We start from the raw sequence: 15783 nt of genomic DNA on the forward strand, positions 1-15783 counted from the left end.
ATTGGGAGACATACCCTAAGACAGTTTGATCGTCGGGTTGTACATGTCCATCCACAGCGCGAGGTCGAGCGTGCGCTCGAGTCCGCGACGCGACACCTGACTGATCTGCGGGGTGTCGACGGACACGGCCCGGGACAACCAGTCCGCACTGACCAGGCCGAACACCGGGTGCGAGGGGTCGCTGAGCAGGTCCTTACCGTGCTGCTGCAACGCCACCGCGTACTTCGGGTCCTGGGTGGACGGGTACGGCGACTTGACCCGGTCGATCACCGACTGCGGCAGCACATCCCTGGTCGCCGCCCGCAGCAACGATTTCTCCTTGCCGTCGAACGTCTTCAGCGACCACGGCGTGTTGTAGACGTACTCGACCAGCCGGTGATCGCAGAACGGCACCCGGACCTCCAGTCCGACGGCCATGCTCGCGCGGTCCTTGCGGTCGAGCAGGACCCGGACGAAACGCGTCAGATGCAGGTAGCAGATCTTGCGCATCCGCCATTCGAAGTCGGATTCGCTGTCCAGCCGATCGATCCCGGCCACCGCTGCGTCGTACGAGTCCTGCACGTAGTCGTCCATGTTCAGCCCCGCCGTGACCTCCGGGGTGAAGATGTTGCTCTCGTCGCCGAAGTGCTCGGCGAACTGCACGAGCCACGGGAAGGTGTTCGCCTGCTGCGCCTTCGGGTCGAAGAACTGCTTGTACCCGCCGAACACCTCGTCGGCCGACTCACCGGACAGCGCCACCGTGGAGTGCTGCCGGATCGCCTTGAACAGCAGATACAGCGACGCGTCCATGTCGCCGAGGCCCATGGGAATGTCTCGTGCCCGGATGACCTTCGCGCGCACGGCGGGGTCGGCGAGTGCGTCGGAGTCGAGGACGATGTCCTGGTGCGCGGTCCCGGATCGCCGGGCCACGTCGTGCACGTACGGAGTGTCCGGGGTGCCCCGCAGTTCGTCCGCGACGAAATGTTCGGTCTGACCGACGAAGTCGACGGCGAACGTGCGAACCGTCTCGCCCACCTCGGCAAGCTGCTCGGCGGCGATGCCGGTCATCGCGGACGAGTCGAGTCCACCGGACAGCAGGGTGCAGCGCGGCACGTCGGCGACCAGTTGCCTGCGCACGATGTCGTCGAGGAGTTCGCGGACGTGCGCGACGGAGGTGTCCCGGTCGTCGGTGTGCGGGCGGGTCTGCAGGGTCCAGTACCGGTGCGTCCGCAGTCCGGTGCGCGAGACGGTGACCACCGTGCCCGGCTCCACCTCACGCATGCCGTCCCACACGGCGTGGCCCGGTGCCTTCACGAACGCGAACAACTCCCGGATCCCGTCCATCGTGACGGTCGACTCGGCGATCGGATTGGCAAGGATCGCTTTAGGTTCCGAACCGAACAGGACGCCGTCTCGGGTCTCGTAGTAGTAGAACGGCTTGATACCCATCCGGTCGCGGATCATCACGAGTGCGTCGGTCCGCGAATCCCAGATGGCGAACGCGTACATGCCGTTGAGCCGCTCCGCGACGGCCTCTCCCCATTCCAGGTATCCGTGGAGCACCACCTCGGTGTCGGATTCCGTGGCGAACCGGTGACCGCGCCCGTACAGCTCTTCGCGTAGTTCACCGAAGTTGTACACCTCACCGGAGTAGACCATCGCAACGGTCCCGCCGGGAGTGTCCACGCTCATCGGCTGATGCCCACCCGGCAGATCGATGATCGCGAGCCTTCGATGCCCGAGCGCGGCGTGTTCGACGACCCACGTACCGCGATCGTCCGGCCCCCGGCAGTTCATCGTCTCGGCCATGGCATCCACGGTGGACTGCTCGACGCGTAGATCGCGTTCGAACGAGATCCATCCGGCGATTCCGCACATGTGTTCCTCCGGCTGTCGCTGGCGCTCTTCCTTCAGCGCATGGTCAGTTGCGAGGCGGCCAACCGAGTCCGAACCGTAGCAATCACATGGACAGTTCTTTACTCTTGCTAACCACCTATATTCCACGGTAACCCTTTTCGGCGCGCAGGCGGTGGGCCCGGAAACACCGCCCGTCAGAACGGCGCGGGTTCGTCGGGTGCGCCGGTGCCGGACGACCGGTTGGGCGTCGCACGCCTGTGCCGTACCGCATCCAGGTGCGCCTGCCGTCGGCGGCGCTCCGCCCGGATCCGGGCAGCCCTGTTCTGCGCACGGGTGCGGCGGCGGGCCGCGACGGCCGCATGGTCACTTCCGGCAGCGTGGTCACTTCCGGCGGCCTGGTCACTTCCGGCGGCCTGGTCACTTCCGGCAGCATGGTCACTTCCGGCAGCATCGCTCCGTCCGGCAGCGTCGCTCCGTCTGACGCCCAGAAGCCCCGACGACCGCGGTCGGTACCGGTGACCGGTGGGCGCCACCAACTCGATTCCACCATCGGCGGTCACGGCCCAATGTCCGGAATGTTTGAGCCGGTGATGATTTCGACAGAAGGCGGTCATGTTCCCGGCCACCGTCGGACCTCCGGTCGCGGGATCGGAGTGGTCGAACGGCCGATGATGATCGAGGTCCGTGTTCCAGGCCGCCACATCGCAGTGCAACCATTCACACCCGCCGGCCAGCACCCGCATCCAGGTGTCGAGCACGGCGCCTGGGCGGTACGTGGTCGGGACGACAGAGCTCGGTGCCCGCACCGGTTCGACTTCCGCGTCGGCTGCGATCTCGCGTGCGTGCGCTGCGTCGACGATTCCGTAGCCGTCGAGGTAGGCCGGTTCGTCGCCGCCCGCGAGTGTGGCGTCGAGCATGATCAGGTGCACGAGAGGTTTGCGTGCCGTCGTCGCTAGGCGGGAATCCTGGCCGCAGTCGACCCGCCCACATTCGCAGTGCACGAACCCGGCCCCGTCGATGAGCGCGGACAATCCGTCGGCTCGTCTCTGTTCGTACGTTCGAAGGTCTCTCGGGCACACGGTGTTTGCCAGTTCACGCAATCGCGCGTCGAATGCGCGACCCTGCACCGCAGGGATGGAACCCAGGATCCGGCACATGCCGTCCTCTGCCGCGCCGACTCCGACGAACCGGTCTGCCTGCGCCTTCTCCCGCTTGGCCCGCACCCCTGCCGGGTCGAGCCTTGCGATGATGCGGTTGGCGGCATTCGTCAGCCTGCGACCGGTCAACCCGGTTCCACCGGAGCGCGGTGGGGCCAGAACCTGTTCGAGGAGTTGATGTTCGACCTCGCCGATCCGGTCATCGCTGACGTTTGCCGTCGCGTCCTCGATCAGGCGCACCCGGTACAGGTCGAGATCACCGCGCGCCATTGCCTCGCGTGTGGCGTGCAACCGGGTACGTAGCGACATACCCAGGCCGATCAGCCGACCCGCCGCCGCTCGGCCCATGGTGAGCGCGGCACCGATCTCGGCCTCGACCACTTCGTGCGCGGTCGACGTCCACGCCCCGTCGGACTCGACCTCGGTGGTGCGGCGCACGAAGAGCTCGGCGATCACCGCCAGCTTCCGTTCGGCCACCACCGCTTCACTGCGATGCAGGTCGGTCATCAACTCGACCAGACCCGCATCGGATTCCCCGTCGGCGAGACCGCAGACCTCCTCCCGAACCCCCCGATCGAATACCCCCGTATCGAACATGTGTTCTACCCTAGCGAAATCCCTTGCGCTCCACAAGACCCCGAAGAAGAGGCCGCCGCCTACCCGCTCCCCGCGACGATGGCGGGCACGGTGGCGGCGACGATGATTGCGGCGTTGACCGCCTCGACCGATTTGCGCACGGCCTTGCCCGCCCAGTCCCCTTCGGCGATCTCCTTCGCCCGTTTCTTCACGGCGCGACGATCGGCGTCCGGGAACAGCTTCGGGGCCGCGTCGACCGCGGACAGGAGCGAGACGAGCGCGGCGGTGCGCGGCGTGGGTGTGACCCCGTCGAGGAGTGCGGCGCCCAGTTCGGACCGCAGCGTGCGTTCGTGGCTGCCGTCGACCTCCGGCCACCGCGTGGTCGGGAAGATGCCCAGCACCTTGCCCTTCTCCTCCCGAACCCATCCCGCGGCCACAATTCGTTTCGCGAGTTCGTCACGGAGGTTCTTGGCGAGCTTCTCGATGGCTGCTTCCGGTTTCATCGGCTTGGACGCGCCGATGCGATCGACGGCCCGAACGAGCAGCGGATCCTGCGGACGTGCTCCGTCCCGGACGACGAGACGCCCCTTCTTCACGTCCTCGCCGGGCCCGGCCGGGGTGACGACGTCACCCAGCGCCAGCTCCAGAAGAACGGCGCCTGCCAGGACGCGCGGCATCCGGGTCCCGTCGACGACGGGCTTCCCCGAAGCGTCGTCCAGCAGCAGTAACAGCAGGTCCTCGGCGAGCAGCGTCATGCGTCCACGATAGGGCGGGCCTCGCGGCGAAGTGGGGTGTCCCGTTCGGCCGCCCCGGGGAATGTTTGCCGGTTACCGTGAAGGGGAAATGTTCTGAGCACCACCGGACGGTTGTCGGGCACCGCAGTCAAGCACGAGGAGCGGCTATGAGCGCGATCGGACACTGTCGGGCACTCCTGGCGGTCGCCGTCGTTGCGTCGTCGGCCATGTTCGGTCAGGTGGCAGCGGCGTCGGCGGACGAGTGGCGAGCCCTTCCCGCCGATAAGCCGGCGTCGGCAGACGGATCCGTCCTCGACCACATCGAGGAGATCGACGACCGTCAGCTGAACATGTACGTCTACTCGGCGGCGATGGACAAAGTGATTCTCCTCGAGGTGATTCGCCCCGCCGACACGAGCGTGCCCCGGCCGACCCTGTACCTGCTCAACGGCGCCGGTGGTGGCGAGGATTCGGCAACCTGGCAGGCGAGGACCGACGTGGTCGACTTCTTCGCCGACAAGAACGTCAACGTCGTCACTCCTGTCGGCGGCGCGTACAGCTACTACACCGACTGGCAGAAGCCCGATCCCGTCCTCGGCGTGAACAAATGGACCACGTTCCTCACCGAGGAACTTCCCCCGATCGTCGACGCCACACTCGGAACGAACGGTGAAAATGCCATCGCGGGCCTGTCGATGTCGGGTACGTCCGTCCTGAGCCTGGCGGAGGCCGCACCCTCTCTGTATCGCGCGGTGGGCGCGTTCAGCGGGTGCGCCGAGACGAGCACCAAACCAGGCCGGGACTACGTCACCTTCGTCGTCAGCTTCCGAGGCGGAGACGTCGAGAACATGTGGGGACCGCCCGACGACCCCGATTGGGTGGCCAACGACCCCGTCGTCAACGCCGAGAAGCTGCGCGGCATCGACTTGTACATCAGCAATGCCACCGGCCTGCCCGGCGTCCACGAGAACCTCAACGGCCCGGACATCAACGGCGATGTGGGCGTGCTGGCCAACCAGGTGATCATCGGCGGCATCATCGAAGCCGGAACCAACGAGTGCACCCATCGGCTGGCCGACCGGCTGAACTCCCTGGGAATCCCGGCCACGTTCGACTTCCGGCCCACCGGCACCCACTCGTGGGGCTACTGGCAGGACGACCTGCACAACTCCTGGCCGATGATCGCCGGTTCCCTCGGCCTCTGACCGATTCACGGCGCGACTCCGCTGGGCGACGAAAAACCACCGCCCGGCGCAGGCGTCCGCCCCGGCCGTCCGGACGGTGTCCCGAACACCCGACGTCGAATAGGGTGTTTCGGGTCACACGACGACGAGAGGACGTGCATCGATGAGCTCCCCGGGGACTCCGCCTTCGAGCGACAACCATGGTCAGAGCTACGCCGAGGTGTACCGCCGGAGCACCGACAGTCCCGAGGACTTCTGGCTCGCCGCCGCCGAGGCCGTGGAATGGGAGACGCCGCCGGCGCGGGCGCTCGACGATTCCGCCGCCCCGATGTACCGGTGGTTTCCGGATGCCTCGCTGAACACCTGCTTCAACGCTCTCGACCGGCACGTGCGGGACGGCAACGGGGATCGGGCGGCGTTGATCTACGACTCGGCGATGGCCCCCGATGCGTCCCGCACCTACACCTACGCAGAACTTCTCGACGAGGTGTCCCGGTTCGCCGGCGTCCTGAAGGACCAGGGTGTGGTGGCCGGTGACCGGGTGATCGTCTACATGCCGATGATCCCCGAAGCGGCGATCGCGATGCTGGCCTGCGCCCGCATCGGTGCCGTGCACTCGGTGGTGTTCGGCGGCTTCGCCGCGAAGGAACTCGCGACCCGCATCGACGACGCCGGACCGGTGGTCCTGGTGACGGCATCGGGTGGCCTCGAGCCGGGGCGCACCGTCGACTACCTGCCGATGGTGGCGAAGGCGCTCGAGCTGTCCGGCACCCCTCCGCACACGGTGATCGTCAAGGACCGGGCGCAGGTCCCGGGTTCGGCCGCCGACTACCAGGGCGGCGGGGCGGCGTGGTTCGACTGGGACACCCTGATGGCGGATGCGGCACCCGCGGAGCCGGTTCCGGTGGCTGCGACGGACCCTCTGTACATCCTCTACACGTCCGGCACCACCGGGAAGCCGAAGGGCGTGATCCGTGACAACGGTGGGCACGCCGTCGCGCTCACGTGGTCGATGCGCAACATCTACGACATCGGCCCGGGCGACGTGTGGTGGACCGCGTCCGACGTGGGCTGGGTGGTCGGGCACTCGTACATCGTCTACGGGCCGCTGCTGGCCGGTGCCACGTCCGTGCTCTACGAGGGCAAGCCGGTCGGAACCCCGGATGCGGGCGCGTTCTGGCGGGTGATCTCCGATCACGGTGTGTCCGCACTGTTCACCGCACCGACCGCGATCCGCGCCGTCCGCAAGGCCGATCCGGACGCGAAGGAGATCGAGAAGTACGACATCTCCTCCCTGAAGACGCTGTTCGCGGCAGGCGAGCGCCTCGACCCCGACACGTACGCGTGGGCCACCCGCGTCCTGGACCGTCCCGTCGTCGACCACTGGTGGCAGACCGAGACCGGCTGGGCGATCTGCGCCAACCTGCGCGGGCTCGAACCCATGCCGCTGAAGGCGGGCTCCCCCACCGTCCCGGTGCCCGGGTACCGGGTCGAGGTGGTCGACGCTGAGGGGAACGCGGTTCCGGCGGGGGCCGAGGGCAACATCGTGATCGGGCTGCCGCTGCCTCCGGGCACCCTGGCCGGGTTGTGGCGCGACCCGGAGCGGTACGTGCGGTCGTACCTCGCCACGTTCGACGGCTACTACCTGACCGGCGACTCCGGTTACATCGACGAGGACGGGTACGTGTACGTCCTCGGCCGCAGTGACGACGTCATCAACGTTGCCGGACATCGGCTTTCGACGGGCAGCATGGAGGCAGTGGTCGCGGGACACCCCGCGGTGGCCGAGTGCGCGGTGGTCGGGATCCGCGACGAACTCAAGGGCCAGCGGCCCAGCGGCTACGTCGTGCTCAAGGCCGGGGTCGAGATCGACCCGGACACACTCCGCAACGAACTGGTCGCGATGGTGCGCGAGCAGATCGGCGCCGTCGCCACGTTCCGCGACGTGACGGTCGTGCAGGCGCTGCCCAAGACCCGCTCGGGCAAGATCCTGCGCAAGACGATGCGGCAGATCGCCGACCACGAGGAGTACACGGTGCCCTCCACCATCGAGGACATCGCCGTCCTCGACGCGCTGAAGAAGCAGTTGGGCGGCTGACCTCTCACACCCGGACGGCCGCGTCGAGTGCCTGATCCACCAGCACCTCGACGCGGTCCGCTGCGAGTGGGTCGAGGTCGAACAGGATGCGGTAGATGATCGGCGCCACGACATGGTCGATCACGTGCTCGACCACGCCCTGCACCGGCGAGCCGACCGGTTCGCCGCGCCCGAGGATCGCCTCGATCTGAGTGCGGCAGAACGTCGCGCACTTGAATTGATTGGTGCCGTCCTCGGACCTGACGGTGTCGCCGCTCATCACGACGTCGCGCAACGACGCCCGCCCCACCGGCGAGGACATCTCCTCGAGGTAGTCCTGCGCCCAGGCGACGAGGTCGCCTCGCACACTGCCGGTTTCACGCGGGGTTGCATCGGGACGCAGTCGCTCGAGCGCGACGTCCGCGAACACTTCGGTGATGTCACCCCAGCGCCGGTAGATGGTCGACGGGGTGACACCGGCGTCGGCGGCGATCATCGGGACGGTGATGTCCGCTCGGTCGCGCTCGTCGAGAAGTTTGCGCGTGGACGCGTGCACCGCCTGCTGGATGCGGGCGCTGCGACCGCCGGGGCGTGGACCTGGAGCCGGACTCATGCCCCCATGCTAACGCAAAGACGTTGCATTAAGAACGGTGACGGCGTAGCGTCCGTTAACGCAAACCTTTTGCATTAACGTTCTCCGGGAGTACGCCATGACGACGCTTGACGCGCCCGAAGCACCACCGACGTCTCGACCCGCACTGCGCCGCGGAGCCGCCTTCACGCTCGTCGCGGTCGTGATCGCCACCCTGCTCGGCGCGTCCGCCGCACCGACACCGCTGTACGAGGTGTACCAGTCGAACTGGGGCTTCTCGTCGCTGCAGTCGACGCTGGTCTTCGGCATCTACGCCGTGAGCCTGCTGCTGGCGCTGCTCACCGTCGGGTCGCTCTCGGACTACGTCGGCCGCCGACCCGTGCTGATCACGGCACTCGTGTTCGAAGCGGCCTCGATGATCATGTTCGCGACGGCCGAAGGCATCGGCCTCCTGCTGTTCGCCCGGGTGGTGCAGGGTTTCGCGACCGGCGCCGCGATCAGCGCGCTCGGTTCCACCCTCCTCGACCTCGAACGCACGCCCGGACGCGGCGCCACCGTCAACAGCATCGCGCCCACCGTCGGCCTCGCACTCGGCGCCATCGGATCGAGCCTGATCAGCGAACACCTTCCCCGGCCCACCAGCACCGTGTTCCTGGTGTTCTGCGCGCTGTTCCTCGTCGAGATCCTCGGCATCTGGGCCGCGCCCGAAACGGCGGTCCGGCAGAAGGGGGCTCTGGCATCGATGCGGCCGGCGCTCGCGGTCCCGTCCACCGCCCTGGGCATGCTCGTCCTCACGGGTCCCTGCCTGGTGGCCGTGTGGGCGCTGGGCGGCTTCTACCTGTCACTCGGACCTTCGCTCGCCCGCAACGCGCTCGACGTCCACACGTCGCTGATCGGCGCCATCATGGTCGCGACGCTCACCGGGACCGGCGCACTCGCGGTGTTCCTGCTGCGCAACGTGGCGGCACGGCGCATCCTGTACGTCGGAGCCTCCGCCCTCGTCGCCGGGGTCGCCATCACCCTGATCGGCGCCGAAACATCCTCCGCGCTGTGGATTCTCGCGGGAACCGCGGTCGCGGGCATCGGGTTCGGCGCCGGCTTCCAGGGCACCATCCGCACCGTCATGCCGCTCGCCGAACCGCACGAGCGCGCGGGACTGCTGTCGAGCATCTACGTGATCGCCTACCTCGCCAACAGCGTTCCGGCACTGATCGCCGGATACCTCGTCGGGAAGGTCGGGCTCGTCGACACCACCCGCATCTACGGCGGACTCGTCATCGTCCTCGCCGCGGCAGCCTTCCTCGGGCTTCTCGTGCGCAAGCGCCTGTGAGTACTTATTAACCGCCCGCGGTTAACAAGTACTCACGGGGCCTTGATCTCACCGTAGCGGGCGAGGGCCTCCTGCCGTTCGTGGGCGTGGTCGACGATCGGCGGCGGATAGTCCTCGGGGCGGCCGTCTTTCAGAGCGTGAACGGCCTTCCCTGAGATGCCGCGCAGTTCGGGCACCCACCGGCGCACGTACTCGCCGTCGGGGTCGAACTTCTCGCCCTGCGTCGTCGGGTTGAACACCCGGAAGTACGGCGACGCGTCCGTCCCCGATCCCGCGGTCCACTGCCAGCCGTGCTGGTTGTTCGCCAGATCCCCGTCGACGAGCTGGTTCATGAAGTAGCGGGCACCCCGCCACCACGGCAGGTGCAGATCCTTGACGAAGAACGACGCGACGATCATCCGCACCCGATTGTGCATCCACGCTTCGGCTTTCAGCTGGCGCATCCCGGCGTCGACGATCGGGAACCCCGTCCGGCCCTCGCACCACGCCGTGTACGCCTCCTCTGCGTCGGGCCCGCTGTCGTAGCGGATGTGGTCGAAGCGGCGGTCATAGTTCTCGCGGGCACTGTCCGGACGCTGGAAGAGGATGTCGGCGTAGAAGTCCCGCCACGCGAGCTGCCGCCGGTACTGTTCGGCGCTCTTGCTGCGGCGGCGCGCGAGGTCGCGGAGCATCGTCCGCGGATGAATGTTGCCGTACTTCAGGTACACCGACATCCGGCTGGTCGCGTCGAGACCGGGACGATCCCGCGCATCCTCGTACCCGGCGAGGTCGTCCTCACAGAACTCCGCCCACCGCTGCAGCGCCGCCGCCTCACCCGCGGGGCACCCGTCGGATTCGGGTTCGGGGATCGTCACCCGCCGCGTCTTCACGTCACCCGGGTCCATCCACTCCACCGTCGCGGGCCCGGTGTCGATCGGCGCGCGCCACCCGTGTTCGAGCCACTGCCGGAAATACGGGGTGAACACGCGGTACGGCTCCCCGTCCGTCTTGGTCACCCGGCCGGGCGCCACGGCGTACGGCGAACCGGTGGCCACCAGATCGACGTGCTCGGCGACGGCGGCATCACGCTCGCGACCGTAGGGCCCGTAGTCCGCACTCACGTGCACTTCTTCGGCCGACACCTTCTCCGCGATCCTCGGAACCACGTCGACGGGATCGCCCTTCACCACCAGCAACCGGCCGTCGAGTTGGTCGTCCAGTGCGGCGAGACTGCGGAACAGGAAGTCCCGGCGAGCACCGCCCGATGCTGTCAGCAGCCGATCGTCGAGGACGAACAGCCCGAGCGCACGCGCCCCCGACTCGGCCACCGTGTGAAGCGTCGGCAGATCACCGAGCCGAAGGTCGCGCCGGAACCAGACGAGTGCGGTGTCCATACCTGTCACGGTAGCGAAGCGCGGGACGATCAGTTGGTGGAGCGAGCAGACGACAGCACCGACAGGTACGGCGCGTCGATGTCGTAGTGCTCGAACGCCGACAGCGCAGCGCGGGCGAACGTCCGCTGCACCGCCCACTGCCTGCCGGGCTTGGTCCGCGCGGTGATCCGCAGTGTGACCGATTCCGCGGTCACCGAGTTGACGCCCAGCAGTTCCGGGGGTTCGAGTACGTCGGCCGCGATCGTGTCGCCCTTGGCCGCCTCGGTGACGGCCTCCAGCGCCACCTCGCACGCCCGCTGCACGTTGGCGGCGTGCGCGATCGGCAGATCGACCACCGCGACCGCGTAACCCTGGCTCATGTTGCCGACGCGCACGATCTCACCGTTGCGGCAGTACCAGAGAGTGCCGTTGACGTCGCGGATCGTGGTGACCCGCAGACCCACCGTCTCGACAGTTCCCACGGCCTCGCCGAGGTCCACGACGTCCCCGACACCGTACTGGTCCTCGAGCAGCATGAAGATGCCCGACAGGAAGTCCCGGACGAGGTTCTGCGCACCGAAACCGAGTGCGACACCGATCACACCGGCGGACGCGATGAACGGCGCGACGTTGACGCCGAGGACGGCGAGGACCTGGAGCACCACCCAGATGAGCACCACGATCGACACGGTCGATTTGAGCACCGACCCGATCGTCCGGGCGCGTTGCGCGCGGCGCTCGTTGACCATCGCCTCCTTGACGCCGCGCGGGGCCCGTTCCCGCAGGGGACGGAGCATGGCCGGTTTGTCCGAAGGCTCCCGGGGCCGCGTCATCCGGTCGATCATCCGGTGCAACGCGAAACGCAGCACGAGCGCCAGGACGACGTAGGTCGCGATCTCGGCCGGCCGGTGAATCAGCCAGTCACGGTTGGTTTCGGTCAGTTCGAATGCCTGCAGCGAAGAAAACATCTCCAACGAGTGTACGGACGAGACACGCTCCCACAACTGCCATCCGCACGCTCGCGGGTCGCGCCCACGGCACAATGCAGGAGTGACCGTCACCGACTCAGCCAGTGTCCTCGTGGTCGACGACGACGAGGACGTGCGGACTTCCCTCGAACGCGGCCTGCGGCTGTCCGGATTCACCGTCCTCACCGCCGTCGACGGCGCCGACGCGCTCCGGGTGGTCAGCGAACAACGCCCGGACGCGATGGTGCTCGACATGAACATGCCGGTCATCGACGGCACCGGTGTCGTCACCGCGCTCCGCGCGATGAACAACGACATCCCGATCTGCGTGCTCAGCGCCCGCGACACCGTCGACGACCGCATCTCCGGACTGGAGTCGGGCGCCGACGACTACCTGGTCAAGCCGTTCGTCCTCGCCGAACTGATCGCTCGGATCCGGGCGATGCTGCGGCGGCACGGAACGACGGCCGCCGCGCCTGCCGGCTCGCCCGCGACCCCACCGATCCGCGTCGGTGCCCTGGAGATCCGGACGTCCGCGCGCAGGGTGTTCATGGCGGGCGAGGAGATCACGCTGACCAAACGGGAATTCGAACTCCTCGAGGTTCTCGCCCGCAACGTCGGCATCGTGCTGAGCCGTGAGCGGCTCCTCGAACTGGTGTGGGGGTACGACTTCGTCGCCGACACCAACGTGGTGGACGTCTTCGTCGGCTACCTGCGTCGCAAGTTCGAAGTCGGTGGTCAGCCGCGCATCCTGCACACGGTCCGCGGAGTCGGGTTCGTGCTCCGGGAACCGTCGTGAAACGGTCCTTCTCCCTCCGGACCCGCGTGGCCGCCGCGACCGCACTGGGGGCGACGATCATCGTCGTGGCGCTCGGCATCCTGGTGTCGCTGGCGATCAACCGGAACAACCTGTCGCAACTCGACCGGCGGCTGGAGACGGCGTCGGATGTCCTGGTTCCCAACGCTGCCACCGCGGGACTGTTCCTGGGGGCACTGGGCGACAAGGGTGCGTTCGCCATCACCATCCGTTCGGCCGACGGCAACACCGTGCTGGTCAGCACCCCCACCCAACTGCCCGAACTCGACCCGGGCCAGCAGACCGTCGAGGTGGGTGACACGAAGTACCGGGCGTACACCGCGACCGTGCCGCTCCTCGGCACCCGGATCTCCCTTGCCGTGCCGTACGCCGAAGCCCAAGACGTGACGTCGGAGCAGCAACGGCAGGTGGCGCTCGTCGGAGTGCTCGCCATCGCCGCGGCCAGCGGTCTCGGCTGGTTGTTCGGCGGTCGTGCCGTGCGCCCGCTGGTCGACCTGACCGGCCGCATCGTGCGCCGCGAACCGAAGCTGACGCCCACGACCTCCGGTGTCCGGGAGGCGGACGAACTGGCCTCCGCCGCGGAGTCGATGTTGCGCGACGTCGCGGAGGCGCAGGACGCGACCACCGCCGCGCTCGCCACCGCACGCGACTTCGCCGCCGTCTCGGCACACGAACTCCGGACCCCGCTCACCGCGATGCGCACCGACCTCGAGGTCCTCACCACTCTCGACCTGACGCCGGACCAGCAGCACGAGATCCTCCGCGACCTCGCCCGCTCACAGGGCCGGGTGGAATCGACGCTGTCCGACCTCGAGCGCCTCGCCCGCGGCGAACTGTCGACCGACAAGGACTTCGTGGACTGCGACCTCGTCGACATCAGCGACCTCGCCGCCGAGGAGGCGATGCGTCACAATCCGGGCCTGCAGGTGACCGTCGACGCGACCCCGGTGACGGTCCGGGGCATGCCCGGTGGGCTGCGTCTCACCTTGGACAACGCCATCAAGAACGCGGTCCGGCACGGCGCTGCCACCGCGGTGACGATCACGCTGAGAGCGGCCGACGGCATCACCACCGTCGTCGTCGACGACAACGGCTCGGGAGTGCCCGAGGCCGAACGGGCCGCGGTGTTCGAACGGTTCCACCGCGGTTCCAACGCGACGAAGAGCGGGTCGGGCCTCGGCCTCGCGCTCGTTGCGCAGCAGGCGGCACTGCACAACGGCAGCGCACGTTTCGAGGTCAGCCCGCTCGGTGGCGCACGCCTCGTCGTCGAACTCCACACCGACACCACACACCAGCCACCGAGAGCGGAACCACGGACAGCAGAAAGCCCCGCGTCACCCTGAGGTGATGCGGGGCTCTGGGTACTGCGGAGACTATTCCTTCACGTCGAGCAGGTCGATCATGAAGACCAGCGTCTTGCCGGACAGCTGATGTCCGGCGCCGGCGGGACCGTAGGCGAGCTCCGGCGGGATCGTGAGCTGACGACGTCCGCCCACCTTCATGCCGGGGATGCCGTCCTGCCAGCCCTTGATGAGGCCGCGCAGCGGGAACTGGATGGACTCGCCGCGGCTCCAGGAGGAGTCGAACTCCTCGCCGGACTCGAATTCGACGCCGACGTAGTGCACCTCGACGGTGCCCCCGGGGACGGCCTCTGCGCCGTCTCCGACCACCACGTCCTTGATGACCAGGTCGGTCGGGGCGGGTCCGTCTTGGAACTCGATCTCGGGCTTGGTCATATGTCCTCCTCGGTGAGGGCTCTATCGTTCGGCACAGGTATCCGCGATCAGCGACCTGTGACGTCCTTGTAGTCACGCTCGGTGTAACCGGTGTAGATCTGGCGCGGACGGCCGATCTTCGTAGCCGGATCTTCGTGCATCTCGCGCCAGTGTGCAATCCACCCGGGCAAGCGGCCCATGGCGAACAGAACGGTGAACATGCGCGTGGGAAAGCCCATCGCGCGGTAGATCAGACCCGTGTAGAAGTCGACGTTCGGGTACAGCTTGCGCTCGACGAAGTAGTCGTCGGTCAGCGCCGCCTCTTCGAGGGCCATCGCGATGTCGAGCAGTTCGTCGTCGCCGCCGAGCTTCTCGAGGATGGTGTGCGCGGTCTGCTTGACGATCGCCGCGCGCGGGTCGTAGTTGCGGTAGACGCGGTGCCCGAAGCCCATGAGCTTCACGCCGTCTTCCTTGTTCTTGACCTTGCGGACGAACTCGTCCGCATTACTACCGCTGGCCTTGATCTCGTCGAGCATCTCCAGCACCGCCTGGTTGGCGCCGCCGTGCAGCGGGCCCCAGAGTGCGTTGATGCCACCGGAGATGGAGGTGAAGAGGTTGGCGTCGGACGAACCGACGAGCCGCACCGTCGACGTCGAGCAGTTCTGCTCGTGGTCGGCGTGCAGGATCAGCAGCATGTCGAGAGCCTTGGCGATCTCGGGATCGATCTCGTAGGGCTCCGCGGGGAAGCCGAACGTCATCCGGAGGAAGTTCTCGACCAGGTTCAGGGAGTTGTCCGGGTACAGGAACGGCTGCCCGACGGACTTCTTGTACGCGTAGGCCGCGATGGTCGGCAGCTTCGCGAGAAGGCGGATGGTCGACAACTCGACCTGTTCCGGGTCGGCCGGGTCCAGGGAGTCCTGGTAGTACGCGGACAGCGCGTTGACGGCGCTGGACAGGACCGGCATCGGGTGTGCGTTCCGCGGGAATCCGTCGAAGAACCTCTTGAGGTCCTCGTGCAGCAGCGTGTGGCGCCGGATCCGGTCGGTGAACGACTCGAGCTGCGCCGTGGTGGGCAGCTCACCGTAGATCAGCAGATAGCTGACCTCGATGAAGGTCGACTTCCCGGCCAGCTGCTCGATCGGGTACCCGCGGTAGCGGAGAATCCCGTGCTCACCGTCGATGTAGGTGATCGCGGAGCTGGTGGAGGCGGTATTGACGAAACCCGGGTCCAGGGTGGTGTACCCGGTGCTGGCGAGCAGCTTGCCCAGTTCGATACCGTCATTGCCCTCGGTTGCCCTGGCAATGGACATCGTGTGCTCACCACCAGGGTAGGTAAGCGTGGGCTTTGTGTCATTGTCAGGCACGAAGCATCCCTCTCAAGCTCAAACCAATGAGTAACAACTTCATTCAGGTAGAAACTAGCCCCACTCTGGCCTGCGTGCCGA

12 protein-coding genes and 1 pseudogene are annotated in these 15783 nt (G+C 67.5%); 5 read left to right on the forward strand and 8 right to left on the reverse strand.

Going from position 1 to position 15783, the window contains the following annotated elements; genetic code table 11:
* Positions 1-15 precede the first annotated feature (15 nt).
* From asnB to WKC72_RS35485, 3 genes are all read right to left on the reverse strand, one after another.
* Positions 16-1857, reverse strand: a complete 1842-nt coding sequence (gene asnB, locus WKC72_RS35475) for an asparagine synthase (glutamine-hydrolyzing) (RefSeq protein ID WP_370181124.1) — start codon at positions 1855-1857, stop codon at positions 16-18.
* A gap of 173 nt (positions 1858-2030) precedes the next feature.
* Positions 2031-3590, reverse strand: a complete 1560-nt coding sequence (locus tag WKC72_RS35480) for a DUF222 domain-containing protein (protein ID WP_370181125.1) — start codon at positions 3588-3590, stop codon at positions 2031-2033.
* Positions 3591-3649: 59 nt separating this feature from the next.
* Positions 3650-4324 (reverse strand): GPP34 family phosphoprotein, encoded by a 675-nt coding sequence (locus WKC72_RS35485; RefSeq protein ID WP_370181126.1) that lies wholly within the window; start codon positions 4322-4324, stop codon positions 3650-3652.
* A gap of 146 nt (positions 4325-4470) precedes the next feature.
* Here WKC72_RS35485 and WKC72_RS35490 point away from each other — a divergent pair, with 146 nt between their 5' ends.
* Positions 4471-5508, forward strand: coding sequence for an alpha/beta hydrolase family protein (locus WKC72_RS35490; protein ID WP_037234484.1), 1038 nt, complete (start codon positions 4471-4473; stop codon positions 5506-5508).
* A gap of 142 nt (positions 5509-5650) precedes the next feature.
* The gene (locus WKC72_RS35495; RefSeq protein ID WP_370181127.1) at positions 5651-7585 is read left to right on the forward strand and encodes a propionyl-CoA synthetase; all 1935 of its coding nucleotides are present in this window, start codon (positions 5651-5653) and stop codon (positions 7583-7585) included.
* Positions 7586-7589: 4 nt separating this feature from the next.
* Here WKC72_RS35495 and WKC72_RS35500 read toward each other — a convergent pair whose 3' ends face one another.
* Complete coding sequence (locus WKC72_RS35500) at positions 7590-8177, reverse strand: TetR/AcrR family transcriptional regulator (RefSeq protein WP_112301135.1); 588 nt, start codon at positions 8175-8177, stop codon at positions 7590-7592.
* A gap of 97 nt (positions 8178-8274) precedes the next feature.
* Here WKC72_RS35500 and WKC72_RS35505 point away from each other — a divergent pair.
* A pseudogene (locus WKC72_RS35505) lies at positions 8275-9497 on the forward strand (MFS transporter).
* 21 nt (positions 9498-9518) lie between these two features.
* Here WKC72_RS35505 and WKC72_RS35510 read toward each other — a convergent pair.
* On the reverse strand, positions 9519-10859 hold the full coding sequence (locus tag WKC72_RS35510) for a deoxyribodipyrimidine photo-lyase (RefSeq protein WP_268791522.1): 1341 nt from the start codon (positions 10857-10859) through the stop codon (positions 9519-9521).
* A 29-nt stretch (positions 10860-10888) separates the two neighbouring features.
* Positions 10889-11806: a mechanosensitive ion channel family protein gene (locus WKC72_RS35515; protein WP_037234496.1), complete on the reverse strand. Its 918-nt coding sequence runs from the start codon at positions 11804-11806 to the stop codon at positions 10889-10891.
* A gap of 82 nt (positions 11807-11888) precedes the next feature.
* On the opposite strand from WKC72_RS35515, the gene WKC72_RS35520 reads away from it, so the two are divergent.
* Together WKC72_RS35520 and WKC72_RS35525 are read left to right on the forward strand one after the other, a co-directional pair.
* Positions 11889-12605: a response regulator transcription factor gene (locus WKC72_RS35520; protein WP_037234498.1), complete on the forward strand. Its 717-nt coding sequence runs from the start codon at positions 11889-11891 to the stop codon at positions 12603-12605.
* Positions 12602-13966: a HAMP domain-containing sensor histidine kinase gene (locus WKC72_RS35525; RefSeq protein WP_037234500.1), complete on the forward strand. Its 1365-nt coding sequence runs from the start codon at positions 12602-12604 to the stop codon at positions 13964-13966. The genes WKC72_RS35520 and WKC72_RS35525 overlap by 4 nt, the downstream gene beginning before the upstream one ends.
* 30 nt (positions 13967-13996) lie before the next feature.
* Here WKC72_RS35525 and WKC72_RS35530 read toward each other — a convergent pair whose 3' ends face one another.
* Entirely contained in the window at positions 13997-14359 is a 363-nt protein-coding gene (locus tag WKC72_RS35530; RefSeq protein WP_005244090.1) for an FKBP-type peptidyl-prolyl cis-trans isomerase, read from the reverse strand.
* A gap of 47 nt (positions 14360-14406) precedes the next feature.
* Positions 14407-15702, reverse strand: a complete 1296-nt coding sequence (locus WKC72_RS35535; RefSeq protein WP_037234502.1) for a citrate synthase — start codon at positions 15700-15702, stop codon at positions 14407-14409.
* Positions 15703-15783: the final 81 nt, after the last annotated feature.

This window comes from Rhodococcus wratislaviensis, assembly GCF_041228765.1.
GTDB lineage: Bacteria > Actinomycetota > Actinomycetes > Mycobacteriales > Mycobacteriaceae > Rhodococcus_F > Rhodococcus_F wratislaviensis.

Coding starts and splice junctions, on each gene's coding strand:
- asnB (WP_370181124.1), bottom strand. CDS start 1,857: ATGTGCGGAATCGCCGGATGGATCTCGTTCGAACGCGATCTACGCGTC.
- WKC72_RS35480 (WP_370181125.1), bottom strand. CDS start 3,590: ATGTTCGATACGGGGGTATTCGATCGGGGGGTTCGGGAGGAGGTCTGC.
- WKC72_RS35485 (WP_370181126.1), bottom strand. CDS start 4,324: ATGACGCTGCTCGCCGAGGACCTGCTGTTACTGCTGCTGGACGACGCT.
- WKC72_RS35490 (WP_037234484.1), top strand. CDS start 4,471: ATGAGCGCGATCGGACACTGTCGGGCACTCCTGGCGGTCGCCGTCGTT.
- WKC72_RS35495 (WP_370181127.1), top strand. CDS start 5,651: ATGAGCTCCCCGGGGACTCCGCCTTCGAGCGACAACCATGGTCAGAGC.
- WKC72_RS35500 (WP_112301135.1), bottom strand. CDS start 8,177: ATGAGTCCGGCTCCAGGTCCACGCCCCGGCGGTCGCAGCGCCCGCATC.
- WKC72_RS35510 (WP_268791522.1), bottom strand. CDS start 10,859: ATGGACACCGCACTCGTCTGGTTCCGGCGCGACCTTCGGCTCGGTGAT.
- WKC72_RS35515 (WP_037234496.1), bottom strand. CDS start 11,806: ATGTTTTCTTCGCTGCAGGCATTCGAACTGACCGAAACCAACCGTGAC.
- WKC72_RS35530 (WP_005244090.1), bottom strand. CDS start 14,359: ATGACCAAGCCCGAGATCGAGTTCCAAGACGGACCCGCCCCGACCGAC.